This window comes from Klebsiella sp. F11 (assembly GCF_056712265.1).
Genome location: NZ_CM160060.1, coordinates 3,190,454 through 3,206,327 on the forward strand (window position 1 = coordinate 3,190,454; position 15,874 = coordinate 3,206,327).

Here is a 15,874-nt window from a genome sequence, read left to right on the forward strand (position 1 = left end):
AGGCCGCGTTTCCGCGCCTGCAAGGCGATGGCGGTTCGATGGTTTCACGCTGGCAAGGTGCAAAAAATCATTAGTATGTTGTAACTAATTAAGGGCTTTTTTTAAATCTTACTGGCCGTCAAGGCCGCGAATCGGCTTGATGGTCGACCACGAGCGGCAGGACGGGCAGTGCCAGTACAGGGAGTGGGCGGTAAAGCCGCATTTTTGGCAGCGGTATCGCGGCTTGCTGCAGACCTGCTCGCCAACCATATTGCGCAGCACGCCGAGGCTCGCTTTCGCGCGCCCCTCTTCCGCTTCGTTTAGATGGTAGTCCATCAGCTTATGGAACACGCGCATCGTCGGATGGCGCTCCAGCTGACGGGTGACGTAGCTTTGCGCCGCCTCAATCCCCTCGCGCTGCTCAAGGATCTGCGCCAGCATCAGCTCGGCGGTCGCGCCGGTATTTTCATCGACGCAGCGGCGCAGAAACGCTTCCCACTCGTCGATTTTACCCAGTTGCTGGTAGCAGGTCTGGAGCATTTCGAGGGTCTCGCCGACCAGCTCTTTGTCCTGATTGATCACCCGCTCCAGGCTTTCGACCGCCTTCGGATAATCGCCCTTTTCCATCCACACCCGGCCCATCATGATCGACACCCTGGCGCTGTTGCGATCGGCCGCGGCGCCTTTTTTCAACAGCGACATAGCCTTGTCCATATCGCTGTTCGCCATCTGCTGCAGCGCCAGCTCGCACCAGAAGTTGGCGATATCGCCGCGATGCTTCTCTTTGCCCTGCTTTACCAGACGTTCGGCAACGTCAATGGCGGACTGCCAGTCGCTGGTCGCCTCGTAGATTTGCAGCAGCTGCTGCAGCGCGCTGAGGCGAAAATCGGTTTCATCCACCAGCTGTTTGAACATATCCTCCGCGCGGTCGTACAGGCCGGCGGCCATATAGTCGCGTCCCAGCTGCTGCACGGCCAGCAGGCGCTGGTCGTAGGTCAGCGAGGCGCTTTCCATCAGGCTTTGGTGAATGCGGATCGCCCGGTCAACCTCGCCGCGGGAGCGAAACAGGTTGCCAAGCGTCAGGTGGGCCTCGACGGTACCGGTATCCTCTTTCAGCATATCGAGGAACAGATCCACGGCTTTATCCTGCTGATTGCTCAGCAGGAAGTTAACCCCGGCCACATAATCACGCGACAGGCGGCTAGCGTCGTCCTGTTTGGACTGTTGTGCACTTCTGCGCCCCATGTACCAGCCGTACGCGGCGGCTACGGGCAAAAGCAGAAACAACAACTCCAGCATAAACGATTATTCCTTCACCGCAGGGATACCTGCGTCGACCGGCGCTACGCCCGCGGGCGCAATCTGCTGCTCCAGGCGCTTAACTTTGCGCTCGGCGCGAGACAACGACACGCGAACCCTCAGCCAGAAGAGGCCGCAAATCAGCCAGCCAATGGCAAACCCTGCCGCAAAGAGCACCGCCAGCAGCGTTGAAATCCGGAATTCACCCTGTGCGAGTAAATAGTTGAACGTAACCAGTTGGTCATTTTGCGCACCCAGCGTCACGGAGATGACGAAGATCGCGAGTACCAGTAAGAAAATAAGTAAATATTTCACACTACTTCCCGTTATGTGGGTTGCGCGAAAAAATCCCGCGTTCAGCCCTATAAAGTATCATTTTCGCTGCGGCGGTGGAATGGAAAAGCACGACACCACTGCAGGATATGGGGGCGTATGGCGAGAAAAACAACGTTGGCTCCGTTATTGCGCCCGTTTCTCAATATCCTGCGCCTCTTCCCCGGGCGGCGTCAGCGGGCCACACAGGCGCTGTGTCAGCCAGGTGGCCAGCGTCACCAGCAGCCATGAGATAAGCGTGGCGACCATCAAATCCTGCGGCCAGTGCATTCCCAGCGCCAGACGGCTCCCCATCACCGCGGTAGCCCAGCCCATCAGCAGCGCGATGGTCAGCCAGCGCCGCCGCGGCCACAGCAGCCCCACGCCGAGCAGCGCCCAGCTGGCCGCAAACATGGTGTGTCCGGATGGAAAAGCAAAACCGGTCTCTTTCTGCCAGTGTTTGCGCAGGAATTTAGGAATTTCCTGCTGCTGAACCAGCTGTTCATGCACCAGTTTAGCGCGTTCTTTGCGTTTTAACGCGTAGAATCGATCGACCGGGACCTGCTGCGTTTTTTCCAGCCAGATAACGAAGGGACGCGGCTCCTGCACCTGGCCTTTGATCCAGGACTTAATGCCCTGGCCGAGCAAAATCGCCGCCGCCAGAATCAAAAACAGCACCACCGCCGCCCGCAGACGAAAGCGCAAGCACCACAGGAACCAACCGCAAAGTATCGTATGGGTGATGATACCCCACGGCTGGGTCACGCTCTCGGTAACCCAGTACAGCAGCCTTACCCCCCGCTCCGGAAGCTCGGGATGCCACTTCCAGCCGGCGAGCCAAATCACCGCGGGCATAATCATTAATAGTGCCGCACCGGTGGCGGTTCGTCTGGCAATCGACAGCATTTCATCTCCTTAATCCTTTCTGCTGACTATCATAACGGAAAGTGGTTGGTTTGTGCGCTTTACGCGCAGGCAGCAGTGCGTAATTAGGAGAACCTCGCGGCCTTGTGGCAAAATAGCGGCAAACAGAAAGCACATTCAGGTGCTGACAAAGTCTGGAGAATCACATGCAGCTTAAACGTGTGGCAGAAGCCAAACTGCCAACCCCCTGGGGCGATTTCCTGATGGTGGGTTTTGAAGAACTGGCGACCGGGCAGGACCATGTCGCGCTGGTTTACGGCGATATTGCGGGCCAGGCGCCCGTCCTGGCTCGCGTACACTCTGAGTGTCTGACGGGCGATGCTCTTTTCAGCCTGCGTTGTGATTGCGGTTTTCAGCTGGAAGCGGCGCTGTCGCATATCGCCGAAGAGGGTCGCGGGATCCTGCTGTATCATCGTCAGGAAGGCCGCAACATTGGTCTGCTAAACAAAATTCGCGCTTATGCCTTACAGGATCAGGGCTACGACACCGTAGAAGCGAACCACCAGCTCGGCTTTGCCGCCGACGAGCGCGACTTTACCCTGTGCGCTGATATGTTCAAACTGCTGAACGTCGAGCGCGTGCGCCTGCTGACCAACAACCCGAAAAAAGTAGAAATTCTGACCGAAGCCGGGATTAATATCGTGGAGCGCGTGCCGCTCATCGTCGGACGCAATCCGAAAAATGCCCACTATCTGGATACCAAAGCCGCCAAAATGGGGCATCTGCTGAAGAACTGATTCGGCAGCATAAATTCAGGGCCAGCGACTGCTGGCCCTTTTTTTTACAGCATATTGCGGATCACATAGTGCAGAATGCCGTCATTCTGATAGTAGGTCAGCTCCGTGGCGGTATCGATACGGCAGCGGCAGGCAATCACCTCCTGCTTTCCATCCGCCCGCGTCAGGGTCACCGGCACCGTTGCGCCGGGCTCTAACGCCTGCAGCTGGCCGATATCAATCCGCTCTTCGCCGGTTAGCCCCAGCGTTTTACGGGTTACGCCCTGCGGGAACTCCAGCGGTAGAATCCCCATGCCTATCAGGTTAGAACGGTGAATACGTTCAAAGGATTCGGCGATCACCACCCGGACGCCGAGCAGACGCGGGCCCTTCGCCGCCCAGTCGCGGCTGGAGCCGGAGCCGTACTCTTTCCCGGCCACTACCGCCAGCGGCGTCCCTTCGTCCTTATAGAGCATGGCCGCGTCATAAATCGCCACCGGCTCGCTATCGGGCAGATGTCGGGTCATGCCGCCCTCAACGCCGGGCACCATTTCGTTACGAATACGAATATTGGCAAAGGTCCCGCGCATCATCACCTCGTGGTTACCGCGCCGCGATCCGTAGGAGTTAAAATCGGTGCGCTCAACGCCGCGGTTTTGCAGATAGCGTCCGGCGGGGCTTTCCGCCTTGATGCTTCCCGCAGGAGAGATATGGTCCGTGGTCACCGAGTCGCCGAGCATCGCCAGAATCCGCGCGCCGCGGATATCCTCTACCGGCTTCGGCTCAACTCCCATCTCATCGAAGAACGGCGACAGGCGGATATAGGTGGAGTCGCTCTGCCAGTCGTAGGTATCCGAACGCTCAACGTCAATCGCCTTCCACTCAGGCGTACCTTCAAAGACCTCGGCATACTCTTTATGGAACATCTCGGTAGAGACCTGCTCTACCGCCTGCACTATTTCCAGGCCGCTCGGCCAGATATCCTTCAGATAGACCGGCTGTCCGTCCGCGCCGACGCCCAGCGGATCGCGGGTCAGGTTGACGTTCATATTGCCGGCCAGCGCATAAGCTACCACCAGCGGCGGCGAGGCCAGCCAGTTGGTTTTCACCAGCGGATGAATACGCCCTTCGAAGTTGCGGTTGCCGGACAGCACCGCCCCTACGGTCAGGTCGCCCTTTTTAATCGCTTCTTCAATCGGCTCCGGTAGCGGACCCGAGTTGCCGATACAGGTGGTGCAACCATATCCCACGAGGTTAAAGCCGAGCGTATCGAGATAAGGGGTGAGTCGCGCGTGCGCGAGATAATCAGAAACCACCTTCGATCCCGGCGCCAGCGACGCCTTGACCCACGGCTTCGGCTGCAGGCCGAGCTCGACCGCCCTTTTCGCCAACAGGCCGGCGGCCATCAGTACGCTGGGGTTGGAGGTATTGGTACAGGAGGTAATGGCGGCGATGGCCACCGCGCCGTCCGGCAGCGAATATTGCTGTCCGTTCAGCGTATAATCAACCGAGCGTTTGTCTTTCTGCGCGTGATTGACCTCCAGCTCGGTGCTTGCCGCAAACGCTTTCGGTACGTCGCCAAGCGCCACGCGATCCTGCGGACGCTTCGGCCCGGCGAGGCTGGCTTCTACCGAGCCCATATCCAGCGCCAGGGTGCTGGTAAATACCGGCTCATCGCCGGTCATGCGCCACATTCCCTGCGCTTTGGCATAGGCTTCCACTAACGCCACCTGCTCTTCGCTACGGCCGCTCAGCCGCATATAGCTGAGGGTCACCGCATCGATCGGGAAGAAGCCGCAGGTTGCACCGTACTCCGGCGCCATATTGGCGATGGTTGCCCTGTCCGCCAGCGGCAGCGAATCCAGGCCGTCGCCGTAAAATTCGACAAATTTCCCCACCACGCCGTGCTGGCGCAGCATCTGGGTGACGGTCAGCACCAGGTCCGTCGCGGTGATCCCTTCGCTGAGTTTACCGGTCAGCTTAAAGCCGACAACGTCGGGGATCAGCATCGATACCGGCTGGCCTAACATCGCCGCCTCGGCCTCAATGCCGCCGACGCCCCAGCCGAGCACGCCGAGGCCGTTAATCATCGTGGTATGCGAGTCGGTGCCGACCAGGGTGTCGGGCCAGGCAAACCATTCGCCATTATGTTCTTCGCTCCACACGGCTTTGCCGAGATACTCCAGGTTGACCTGGTGACAAATGCCGGTACCCGGCGGCACCACGCTAAAGCGGCTGAACGCCTGCTGCCCCCAGCGCAGGAACGCGTAGCGTTCGTGGTTACGCTCCATCTCCAGGCGAACGTTCTCTTCAAACGCATTATCGTTACCAAAGCGGTCTACCGTTACCGAGTGGTCAATCACCAGGTCGACGGGGGAAAGCGGGTTAACCTTAGCGGTATCGCCGCCCAGGCGCTTCACCGCTTCGCGCATGGCGGCCAGGTCCACCACCGCCGGCACGCCGGTGAAGTCCTGCATCAGTACGCGCGCCGGGCGATAGGCAATCTCCCGATCCGCATGGGCCTGCTTGAGCCAGGCGGCAAGCGCGTGGATATCCTCTGCGGTGACCGAGTCACCGTCCTGCCAGCGCAGCAGGTTTTCCAGTAGTACTTTGAGCGATTTCGGTAACCGGGTCAGATCGCCCAGTTCTTTAGCGGCCAGCGCGAGGCTGTAATAGTGGTAGGTTTTATCATTGACCTGTAGCGCGTCCTTACTGGCTGCTCGTAGGGTTGACGACATAGCTCCTCCTTTATCTCAGGGATGGCATGCCCTGATGCTCCTCAGGGTTAATATTAAAGATAACACATCCCAGGCATAACACTTTGATAACAACCCGAATTGCTAAAATCGGCAAAACCGCATCAAAGATATTGCACCAAAATAGACAGCAGAAATTTTGTGGTTATAAAGAGATGAGTTCGCGAGGGATATTATTATTAGCTGAAGGAGTACTAAGAGCCTATCCCAAAAGGAATTATCGTATAATACGTTACGGTAATTTCTGAGGGGGAATGTATGGCGGGTAGCAAGTGGCAGATCAGCGACGAACTATGGGAAAAAATGGCTCCACTCATCCCGGAGCATAAAACCAGCCACCCACTGGGGACTCATCGTAGACGCGTTGATAACCGTGCTGCCATGGATGCCATATTCTTCGTCCTCAGGACCGGTTGCCAGTGGAACGCCCTGAACGCCACCGGGATATGTTCATCGAGTTCTGCACACCGACGCTTCCAGGAATGGCGCGATGCGGGAGTCTTCGAACGCTTCTGGCAGAACGGTTTGCTTGCCTGCGAACATCTGGACGGCATTGACTGGTCCTGGCTGTCGATGGACGGCTGTATGACCAAATCGCCATTGTCAGGAACAAAAAAACAGGCCGTAATCCCACGGACAGAGGGAAACAAGGCGTAAAGCGTAGCCTGCTGACAGACGCCAACGGGCTTCCTCTGTCGCTGGTTGTTGCAGCAGCGAACACGCACGATATCAAACTGGTTGCAGATACGCTCGATGCACTTCAGACGGGGCGTCCGGGGCAAAAACTCAGACTCTGCCTGGACAAAGGTTACGAAGCTGGCTGGCTGAAAACGTATCTACAGAGCCGCCGCTACGAGCCGCATATCCAGTCCCGTAAAGAGGAGTCTGATGCAGGTAAAAACACCGACTTCAAAGCCCATCGCTGGGTTGTCGAGAGGACTCATAGCTGGATGAATCGCTTTCGCCGGGTTCTGACCCGATGGGAAAAGAAGGCCGAAAATTACGAGGCCATGTTGCATTTTGCCTGCGGCATCATTGTCTGGAACAAAATCCTATTGGGATAGGCTCTAAGTAGCAAAACGCGAAAAAGAACTAATCGCCGGTTCACTGACGATTAGTTCAAAGGTATGGATTGTTGATTAAAAACCATCGTGGCGAAATATATCCTCCTTAATGCCGTTGGTTTATTAAACTGGAATAAACACCGAGGTTCTTACTGTCATAAAAGTGACACTTTCAGCGAGACGAAAAAGCGTCGCTTAGCTCACGATCCAGACGTTACAGATGACTAGTGCAACGATACTCCAGAACATTGCCAGCCCGATAAACACAGCGCCCCAGGCCCGACTTCTCAACACAGGATCCACTTCCGTCTTGTCACCGGCCTGTGACATCGCCAACTTCATATAATCGATATCACTTATCATATCTTCACCACCAATCGTTGAAATTATCAGGTACAGTTAAATATTAATTATGGACTTTGTATTAATCCAGTGAATTTTGCTCAGAATTATTATCTTTAACCGTTAATTTGATCGGGGTAGGTATAATTGCAACCGTGTTAAAAAGAATAATGAAATTTGTGAGTTATACGAGGTTTACAATGTTAAATACGGGCCATTATAAGTATTGGCATCCCGGGGATGGGATGCCGAATATTTCGCCAAATCATTTCTCAGGCAGTTTAATATCCTTAAACATCGCCTCAATATCTTCATTCGAACGCAGCGCCACCGCAGTATCTACCACGTCACGCGTCAGGTGCGGAGCAAAACGCTGAATAAAATCATACATATAGCTACGCAGGAAGGTACTACGACGGAAGCCTATTTTCGTCGTGCTGTGGCTGAAAATGCCGTTGGCGTCGAGTTTGACGAGGTCCGGATCGGACACAGGATCGACCGCCATGCTCGCAATAACCCCCACCCCCAGCCCCAGGCGAACGTAGGTTTTGATAACGTCAGCATCGGTCGCGGTGAAAACGATGCGCGGCGTGAGGCCGGCGCGGTTGAACGCGGTATCGAGTTCGGAGCGCCCGGTAAAGCCAAAGGTGTAGGTCACCAGAGGATACTGGGCCAGCTCTTCAATCGTCACCGAGCCTCTGGAGGCCAGCGGATGCTCAGGGGTCACGACAATCGAACGGTTCCAGTGGTAGCACGGCAGCATCACCAGGTCATCATAGAGATGCAGCGCCTCGGTAGCGATGGCAAAATCGGCATTCCCCTTCGATACCGCCTCGGCAATCTGCGTTGGCGAGCCTTGATGCATATGCAGCGAGACGCGCGGATAGCGTTCAATAAAGCCCTTAATCACGCCAGGCAGCGCATAGCGGGCCTGGGTATGAGTGGTCGCCACGTACAGCGACCCCTTATCCGGCCACGTGTGCTCGCCCGCCACTGATTTGATGGCGTCAACCTTCGACAGCACTTCGCGGGCAATGCGGATAATCTCCTGACCGGCAGGCGTCACCTGAGTTAAATGCTTGCCGCTGCGGGCAAAAATCTGAATACCCAGCTCATCTTCCAGCATGCGCACCTGCTTGCTGATGCCGGGCTGCGAGGTATACAGGCCTTCGGCGGTAGAGGAGACATTCAGATTATGGTTAACAACCTCAACGATGTAGCGGAGTTGCTGTAGTTTCATGGCTGATATCCGTTAACGCGTAAAAATGAATTCGTCTGGTCCAGTTGACGTTCAGGCCGCCTGCGAAAAACAGGCCGCGCGCCGCGGCGTTTCACCGCCCTGGCGCCGCACGGCGTCCTGAAACGAGAATGTAGTAAGACGATTTAATAATAAAAAAGGGATTAACTATAACCACTATATCATTTATATCTACAGTGTATAGACGCTAACAGAAAATAATAAGGCGGTTATAAGACCGGGGGAACGCAGCAAAACCTCAAGGATTTCAGCGGAGAACGGAAAAGAAAAGGGCCGCGGTGCGGCCCTTTTTAGGGGAAAGGCGCTTACTTTTTAGCTTCAGTCCATTTGCCGTCGATATAGAAGGCTGACCAGCCGGTGGCTTTGCCCTCTTTTTCAGACGCAACGTACTGCTGCCTGGTTTTACGGCTAAAACGCACCAGCGTTTTGTTGCCTTCCGGATCCTGCTGCGGCGCATCGGCAAGATAACGCAGCTTCTCAGGGAGGCGGTCACGGAAGCGGAACAGCTCCTCAACCAGCGGCGCGCGAGTTTCGCGGGATTTCGGGAAGGTGTTTGCCGCGAGGAATACGCCGGCGGCGCCGTCACGCAGAACAAAGTAAGCGTCCGATTTCTCACACGGCAGCTCCGGCAGCGGAACCGGATCTTCCTTCGGCGGAGCCACTTCCCCATTACGCAGAATTTTGCGCGTATTCTTACATTCGTCGTTGGTGCAGGCCATGTACTTACCGAAGCGCCCCATTTTCAGGTGCATCTCGGAGCCACATTTTTCACACTCAACTATCGGGCCATCGTAACCCTTAATGCGGAACTCGCCCTCTTCAATCTCATAGCCGTCGCAGGTCGGGTTGTTACCGCAGACATGCAGCTTACGCTTAGGATCGATAAGGTAGCTATCCATCGCCGTGCCGCACTTGTGGCAGCGGCGCTTAGCGCGCAGCGCGTTGGTTTCGGCGTCGTCGCCTTCCAGCACGTTGAGCACTTCGTTTTCCGGCACCAGGTTAATGGTGGTTTTACAGCGCTCCTTCGGCGACAGCGCGTAGCCGGAGCAGCCGAGGAATACGCCGGTGCTGGCGGTACGAATACCCATCTTGCGACCGCAGGTCGGACAGTCGATGCTGGTCAGCACCATCGGGTTAGGCTGCATGCCGCCCTCTTCCGGATCCTTCTCCGCCGTTTCGAGCTGCCCGGTAAAGTCGCCGAAGAAGCTATCCAGCACCTGCCGCCACTCGGCCTGATGATTTGCCACCTGGTCGAGGCGGTCCTCCATTTGCGCGGTAAAGTCGTAGTTCATCAGATCGCGGAAGTTCTCTTCCAGACGATCGGTGACGATCTCACCCATTTTTTCCGCATAGAAGCGACGGTTCTCTACCCGAACGTAGCCGCGATCCTGAATGGTCGAAATGATCGACGCATAGGTTGACGGACGGCCAATGCCGCGTTTTTCCAGCTCTTTAACCAGCGATGCTTCGCTAAAGCGCGCTGGCGGTTTGGTAAAGTGCTGCGCCGGGCTAAGTTCGACCAGGCTTAAGCTGTCGCCCTGATTGACCACCGGCAGGACGCGATCTTCATCGCCCTTACGCAGCGCAGGCATAACTTTCGTCCAGCCGTCAAAACGCAGGGTACGGCCACGCGCCTTGAGCTTGAAGTCGCCGGCTTTCACCGTCAGGGTGGTGGAGTCGTACTGCGCTGGCGTCATCTGACAGGCAACAAACTGGCGCCAGATCAGCTGATAGAGCTTCAGCGCGTCAGACTCCATGCCTTTTAAATCTTCCGCCATCACGTTCACATCAGAAGGACGAATCGCTTCGTGCGCTTCCTGCGAGTTTTCTTTGCTGGCGTACTGGTTGGCGCTCTCCGGCAGATACTTTTTACCAAAGTTATCGCCGATGTAGCCGCGCACCATGCTCAGCGCATCCTGGCTCAGGTTCGTGGAGTCAGTACGCATATAGGTGATGTAGCCAGCCTCATACAGACGCTGCGCCATCATCATGGTTTTCTTCACCCCGAAGCCGAGGCGCGTACTGGCCGCCTGCTGCAGAGTCGAGGTGATGAACGGCGCGCCCGGTTTGCTGCTGGTCGGCTTATCTTCGCGTTCCAGCACGCTGTAGCCGGCTTTCTCCAGCAGCGCGACGGCAGCCATGGTCTCATCGCGGTTGACCGGACGGAACGGCTTGTCGTTCTTGTGGGTGACCTGCAGCGCTAAAGCGTCTCCGCCCGGCGTGGTGGTGCTGGCGTCAATTTCCCAGAACTCTTCCGGTACGAAGGCTTTAATTTCGCGTTCACGTTCAACCACAAGGCGCACGGCAACGGACTGAACGCGGCCTGCGGAGAGGCCGCGGGCGATTTTTTTCCACAGCAGCGGAGAGACCATATAGCCCACAACGCGGTCCATAAAGCGGCGCGCCTGCTGGGCATTAACGCGATCGATATTCAGCTCGCCCGGCTTGTCAAACGCCTGACGGATCGCGTTTTTGGTGATTTCGTTAAATACAACGCGGCTATAGCGTTTTTCATCACCACCGATAACTTCCCGCAGGTGCCATGCGATGGCTTCCCCTTCGCGGTCAAGGTCGGTTGCGAGATAGATGTGGTCGGCTTTTTCCGCCAGCTGCTTGAGTTCTGAAACTACCTTTTCTTTACCCGGGAGTACTTCATACTGCGCATCCCAGTCATGCCACGGGTCGACGCCCATGCGATTAACCAGAGCGCTACGTTCGTCCTTTTTAGGCTTTTTGGCCCCTTTGGTGGCGGTAGAGTCGGCGCTCTTTTTGGAAGCTGAGCCACTGGTCGGCAAATCGCGGATATGACCGACGCTGGACTTAACCACGTAGTCATTACCCAGATACTTATTGATCGTTTTGGCTTTTGCCGGGGACTCAACGATAACGAGAGCTTTACCCATATTCACCTTACCTAATTTGATTCATCCAGGAATACATCGCACATTGCTTCACCATCCGCTGGCGACGTCCGTCATATGTTGCGTCGTCGTTGAAGGATATCAACCCTCTGCACGTCCGGTCTCACGTCCATAAAACCAGATAGCCGGGCTTACTGACTTGTCTGATCAGGTGACATAGCACGAATAATTTTTGGCCGAATGTCAAGCAAATCTGCTGCCAGATCGCTGAAAGCGTCACACTGTACCTGATAAAATTCGTTACGCAACTTTATTAGCATGCAAAAGCGAATCCTGCCAGTAAAGTCATGTTTCTCATGCCGTTGTCAGTATCCCTGCAGAGTAAGTGGAAAATTTGCCCCTGCCCGCCGTGCGGCGTAGACTATTGCGCAAAGCATCACAGGAGGCCGTTATGCAAGGTACCACCCAACCAATCGATCGCCAGACTCTGCTTGAAAAAGCCAATAAACTTATTCGCGAACATGAAGATACGCTTGCCGGGATCGAAGCCACCGACGTCGTTCAGCGTAACGGCATTCTGGTATTTAGCGGCGAGTTTTATCTTGATGAGCAGGGTCTGCCTACGGCGAAGAGCACGGCGGTATTTAACATGTTTAAATACCTGGCGCATGCGCTGTCTGAAAAATATCATCTGGTCGATTAAGCCCTGACTTTCGACGGGGCATGAAACGATAACGCGAGGCCAGAGCCTCGCGTTATTTTTCCTACATCAGCGGTTTTTGCCCCCGCTGCCACCAGCGCAGCAGCAGGCGGTCGGCGCTCTCAGCGGCGCTGCCGGTGAAGCGATCAAGCATCTTTTTCTTCCGCTGGTAACGCACGCTAATCACGTCGTGGCTATCGATCAGCCCCAGCAGCAGCTCATCGCTGGTTTCGACGGCATCGATCAGCCCTTTCTCCAGCGCCTGCACGCCGTACCAGTGCTCGCCGGTTGCCACCTGTTCAATATCCAGCGTCGGCCGCATTTTGTGGACGAAATCTTTAAACAGCTGATGGGTATCGTTCAGGTCTTCCCGGAACTTGCGCCGCCCCTCGTCGGTGTTTTCACCGAGCATCGTTAAGGTGCGCTTGTACTGCCCGGCGGTATGCAGCTCGATATCGATATCCTTGTTTTTAAGGAAACGATTAATGTTAGGGATCTGTGCGACCACGCCGATGGAGCCGAGAATGGCAAACGGCGCCGAGACGATTTTATTGGCAACGCAGGCCATCATGTAGCCGCCGCTGGCGGCGACTTTATCTACCGCCACCGTCAGCGGAATTTGCTTGTCGCGAAGGCGCTGCAGCTGCGAGGCGGCAAGGCCGTAGCCGTGCACCACGCCGCCGGGGCTCTCCAGGCGGATAATGACCTGATCGCGCGCTTTCGCCGTTGCCAGTACGGCGGTGATCTCTTCGCGCAGGCTGCTCACCTCGTGGGCGTCCATGCTGCCTTTAAAGTCGAGTACCCAGGCGCGCGGCTTGCCGTTTGGCTCCGTAGAGCCGAGCTTCGCCCGCGCTTTCGCGGCTTTGGCCTCCTGCCTGAGCTTTTTCTTTTGCGCTTTATGCCAAAGCTTCTGCTGCGGGCCGTCGAGCAACGCTACCGCCAGCTCCTCCCGCATCTCTTTATACTGTTCGCTAAGGTTGGTGACCCGCAGCTCCCCGCGCTGTTTCTTGCGCTGGGCGAGGTTAACGATAATTGCGGCGATAACCGCAATAGCGACGACAACGGTCGCTATTTTGGCCAAAAACAAGCCATATTGAGCAAGTAATTCCACGTTTTCACCTTGTGTAAGCCACTGACGTTGAAGCACAGTGTACATCAGCCTTTGCCGGGAAGTCTCTGCGCTTTGTGTCGTGTGCGTGGCGCCTTCCCGTTTTTTTCAGCGACGGTGAAATCGTTGCAAGATATTAATTCCGCAAAGAGTTTCCGCTTCGCCGATTGCATTACCCAGCCGTTTCAGGCATAAAACGCAAAAGTGAGCGACCGCAGAGAAAGCGTGACCCGTCAGCAGGTCACCCAAGGAGTCACCGTGCACTATCAGCCGCAGAATCATTTATTGAAAGATCGCATCATCCTGGTAACCGGCGCCAGCGACGGGATCGGCCGCGAAGCCGCGCTGACCTACTCCCGCTACAGCGCCAGCGTTATCCTGGTTGGCCGTAATGAAGAGAAGCTGCGCCGCGTGGCGCAGGAAATTGAGCAGGACGGCGGCATCCCGGCGCCCTGGTTTACCCTCGATCTGCTCACCTGCACCCCGCAGGAGTGCCAGCAGCTGGCACAGCAGATAAGCGTCCACTACCCGCGCCTCGACGGCGTATTGCACAACGCCGGTCTGCTCGGCGACGTCTGCCCGATGGACCAGCAGAAGCCGGAAGTCTGGCAACAGGTTATGCAGGTCAACGTCAACGGCACCTTTATGCTGACCCAGGCGCTGCTTCCTTTATTACTCAAATCCGAGTCCGGTTCGCTGGTTTTCACCTCATCAAGCGTAGGCCGTCAGGGGCGCGCCAACTGGGGCGCCTACGCGGCGTCAAAATTCGCTACCGAAGGGATGATGCAGGTGCTGGCGGAGGAGTATCAGAGCCGCCACCTGCGGGTCAACTGCATCAATCCGGGCGGCACGCGCACGCAAATGCGCGCCAGCGCCTTCCCGACGGAAGATCCGCAAAAGCTGAAAACCCCCGCCGATATCATGCCGGTTTACCTGTGGTTGATGGGCGATGATAGCCGTCGCAAAACGGGAATGACCTTCGATGCCCAGCCAGGGCGCAAACCAGGAATGGCCCAATGAGTGAAGAACGCCACCGCGAACGCCAGCAGCGGGTAAAAGAGAAGGTTGACGCCCGAATCGCGGCAGCCCAGGAAGAACGCGGGATCGTCATCGTCTTTACCGGCAACGGCAAAGGTAAAACCACCGCCGGATTTGGTACCGTTACCCGCGCAATCGGGCACGGTAAAAAGGCCGGGGTGATCCAGTTTATTAAAGGCACCTGGCCGAACGGCGAACGCAATCTGCTGGAGCCGCACGGGGTCGAGTTTCAGGTGATGGCGACCGGTTTCACCTGGAATACGCAGGATCGCGAAAGCGATACCGCCGCCTGCCTTGCCGTGTGGCAGCACGCTCTTCGCATGCTTTCCGACGAGAGCCTCGACATGGTTCTGCTCGACGAGCTGACCTATATGGTGGCCTACGACTATCTGCCGCTTGCAGAGGTGCTTAACGCGCTGCGCAATCGCCCGGCCCGGCAAACGGTGATTATCACCGGCCGCGGCTGCCACCGCGACATCATCGAGTTTGCCGATACCGTCAGCGAATTACGCCCGGTTAAGCACGCCTTTGACGCCGGTATCAAGGCGCAGATGGGCATTGATTACTAAGAGCCAGCCTCTCCAGCAGCGTGTCGTTTAGCGGCAGGCACAGGCAATCTTCGCCCGGCGCCAGTACGCTCTCGATACTATTTTGTCGGGAGATAAAGCGCTTACGGTATTCGGTCGGTGTCAGCCCGGCGTATTTTTTGAAGGCGGCAATCAGGTACTTATGCTCCTGAAAGCCGCAGCTGTGGCTGATTTCGGTGATCGGGGTGCGGGTATCGCGCAGCAGCGTCTTCGCCTTGTTCAGCCGCACCAGCGTCAGATACTCCTTGAAATTATGCCGGCTCACCTTCTTAAACAGCCGCGAGAACCACGAATAGCTCATTCCGCTGCGGCTCGCCACCTCGCTCAGGGTCAGCGGCTGGTCAAAATGCTGGTTAATAAAGTCGATGCCTTTCTTTATCATCGCCTCTTCCCGCAGCGAGCTTTCCGCCTGCGGTACCGCTTCCCCCGCCAGCACCAGGGCATCGAGCAGCAGATAGATCGTCGCGATACGTTGAAACGGGGCGCGGTTGTCAATCAGCTGCCTTAACAGGCTCTGCAGCCGTTGGCGCACCGCGACGTCGGCCTCGGTGCGGCTGCGCCCCTGAGTACACCAGCTCAGCACCGGCGCGGGATGCAGCTCGTCGAACAGGCCCGGTGAAAACTGCACGGTCACCAGCTGGCTGCCGGCCTCCCCGGCGCATAAAGAGTGCACCGCCTCGGCGTTGATATACAGCATGTCTCCCTGGGCCAGCTCCACGCTCTGCTGGCCGACAACGATAGAAAATCGTCCCGTCAGCACGGTTATCAGCTCAGGCGCAGGATGCCAGTGCGGTTCGCAGTAGCGCACCTCGGCGGCGAACGCGTTCAGCTTCTCGGCGTCAAAAGCGATCAGCTCATAGCCGCTGTTAACCGTATGCCGCCCGGCCTCTGTCGCCGAACGGGGGTGGGTGACTGAAAAGGGAAACATGC

General features: G+C 56.6%; 14 protein-coding genes. 5 read left to right on the forward strand and 9 right to left on the reverse strand.

Going from position 1 to position 15,874, the window contains the following annotated elements:
* Positions 1-108 precede the first annotated feature (108 nt).
* The 3 genes from lapB to pgpB all read right to left on the reverse strand — a co-directional run bounded on the left by lapB (position 109) and on the right by pgpB (position 2,496).
* A complete protein-coding gene (gene lapB, locus AC1M2H_RS15805) occupies positions 109-1,278 on the reverse strand; it encodes a lipopolysaccharide assembly protein LapB (protein WP_480148064.1) in 1,170 nt (389 codons plus the stop codon).
* A 6-nt stretch (positions 1,279-1,284) separates the two neighbouring features.
* Positions 1,285-1,593, reverse strand: a complete 309-nt coding sequence (locus AC1M2H_RS15810) for a LapA family protein (protein ID WP_480148065.1) — start codon at positions 1,591-1,593, stop codon at positions 1,285-1,287.
* A 144-nt stretch (positions 1,594-1,737) separates the two neighbouring features.
* Positions 1,738-2,496: a phosphatidylglycerophosphatase B gene (gene pgpB, locus AC1M2H_RS15815; RefSeq protein WP_480148066.1), complete on the reverse strand. Its 759-nt coding sequence runs from the start codon at positions 2,494-2,496 to the stop codon at positions 1,738-1,740.
* A 164-nt stretch (positions 2,497-2,660) separates the two neighbouring features.
* On the opposite strand from pgpB, the gene ribA reads away from it, so the two are divergent.
* A complete protein-coding gene (gene ribA, locus AC1M2H_RS15820; protein ID WP_480148067.1) occupies positions 2,661-3,251 on the forward strand; it encodes a GTP cyclohydrolase II in 591 nt (196 codons plus the stop codon).
* 44 nt (positions 3,252-3,295) lie between these two features.
* Here the strand turns inward: ribA and acnA are convergent, their stop codons facing one another.
* A complete protein-coding gene (gene acnA, locus AC1M2H_RS15825; protein ID WP_480148068.1) occupies positions 3,296-5,968 on the reverse strand; it encodes an aconitate hydratase AcnA in 2,673 nt (890 codons plus the stop codon).
* A gap of 276 nt (positions 5,969-6,244) precedes the next feature.
* Here acnA and AC1M2H_RS15830 point away from each other — a divergent pair.
* Positions 6,245-7,050 (forward strand): IS5 family transposase gene (locus tag AC1M2H_RS15830; RefSeq protein ID WP_480147878.1). Its coding sequence is split into 2 segments (ribosomal slippage): positions 6,245-6,595 and positions 6,598-7,050, totalling 804 coding nucleotides; the frame shifts between segments, so codons are not numbered across the junction.
* A gap of 195 nt (positions 7,051-7,245) precedes the next feature.
* On the opposite strand, the gene AC1M2H_RS15835 is transcribed toward AC1M2H_RS15830, so the two are convergent.
* From AC1M2H_RS15835 to topA, 3 genes are all read right to left on the reverse strand, one after another.
* Positions 7,246-7,413, reverse strand: coding sequence for a YmiA family putative membrane protein (locus AC1M2H_RS15835; protein ID WP_071844914.1), 168 nt, complete (start codon positions 7,411-7,413; stop codon positions 7,246-7,248).
* 244 nt (positions 7,414-7,657) lie between these two features.
* Positions 7,658-8,632: an HTH-type transcriptional regulator CysB gene (cysB, locus tag AC1M2H_RS15840; RefSeq protein ID WP_004861036.1), complete on the reverse strand. Its 975-nt coding sequence runs from the start codon at positions 8,630-8,632 to the stop codon at positions 7,658-7,660.
* 323 nt (positions 8,633-8,955) lie between these two features.
* The gene (topA, locus tag AC1M2H_RS15845) at positions 8,956-11,553 is read right to left on the reverse strand and encodes a type I DNA topoisomerase (RefSeq protein WP_480148069.1); all 2,598 of its coding nucleotides are present in this window, start codon (positions 11,551-11,553) and stop codon (positions 8,956-8,958) included.
* Positions 11,554-11,962: 409 nt separating this feature from the next.
* Between topA and AC1M2H_RS15850 the strand changes: the two genes are divergently transcribed.
* Positions 11,963-12,214: a YciN family protein gene (locus AC1M2H_RS15850; RefSeq protein ID WP_041145184.1), complete on the forward strand. Its 252-nt coding sequence runs from the start codon at positions 11,963-11,965 to the stop codon at positions 12,212-12,214.
* Between the two features lie 61 nt (positions 12,215-12,275).
* Here AC1M2H_RS15850 and sohB read toward each other — a convergent pair whose 3' ends face one another.
* On the reverse strand, positions 12,276-13,322 hold the full coding sequence (gene sohB, locus AC1M2H_RS15855; protein WP_480148070.1) for a protease SohB: 1,047 nt from the start codon (positions 13,320-13,322) through the stop codon (positions 12,276-12,278).
* A 255-nt stretch (positions 13,323-13,577) separates the two neighbouring features.
* Between sohB and AC1M2H_RS15860 the strand changes: the two genes are divergently transcribed.
* Complete coding sequence (locus AC1M2H_RS15860) at positions 13,578-14,339, forward strand: YciK family oxidoreductase (protein ID WP_480151957.1); 762 nt, start codon at positions 13,578-13,580, stop codon at positions 14,337-14,339.
* Complete coding sequence (gene cobO, locus AC1M2H_RS15865) at positions 14,336-14,926, forward strand: cob(I)yrinic acid a,c-diamide adenosyltransferase (RefSeq protein ID WP_480148071.1); 591 nt, start codon at positions 14,336-14,338, stop codon at positions 14,924-14,926. Before AC1M2H_RS15860 ends, cobO begins: the two co-directional genes overlap by 4 nt.
* Here cobO and AC1M2H_RS15870 read toward each other — a convergent pair.
* The gene (locus AC1M2H_RS15870; RefSeq protein ID WP_480148072.1) at positions 14,898-15,872 is read right to left on the reverse strand and encodes a helix-turn-helix transcriptional regulator; all 975 of its coding nucleotides are present in this window, start codon (positions 15,870-15,872) and stop codon (positions 14,898-14,900) included. The genes cobO and AC1M2H_RS15870 overlap by 29 nt on opposite strands.
* Positions 15,873-15,874 lie beyond the last annotated feature (2 nt).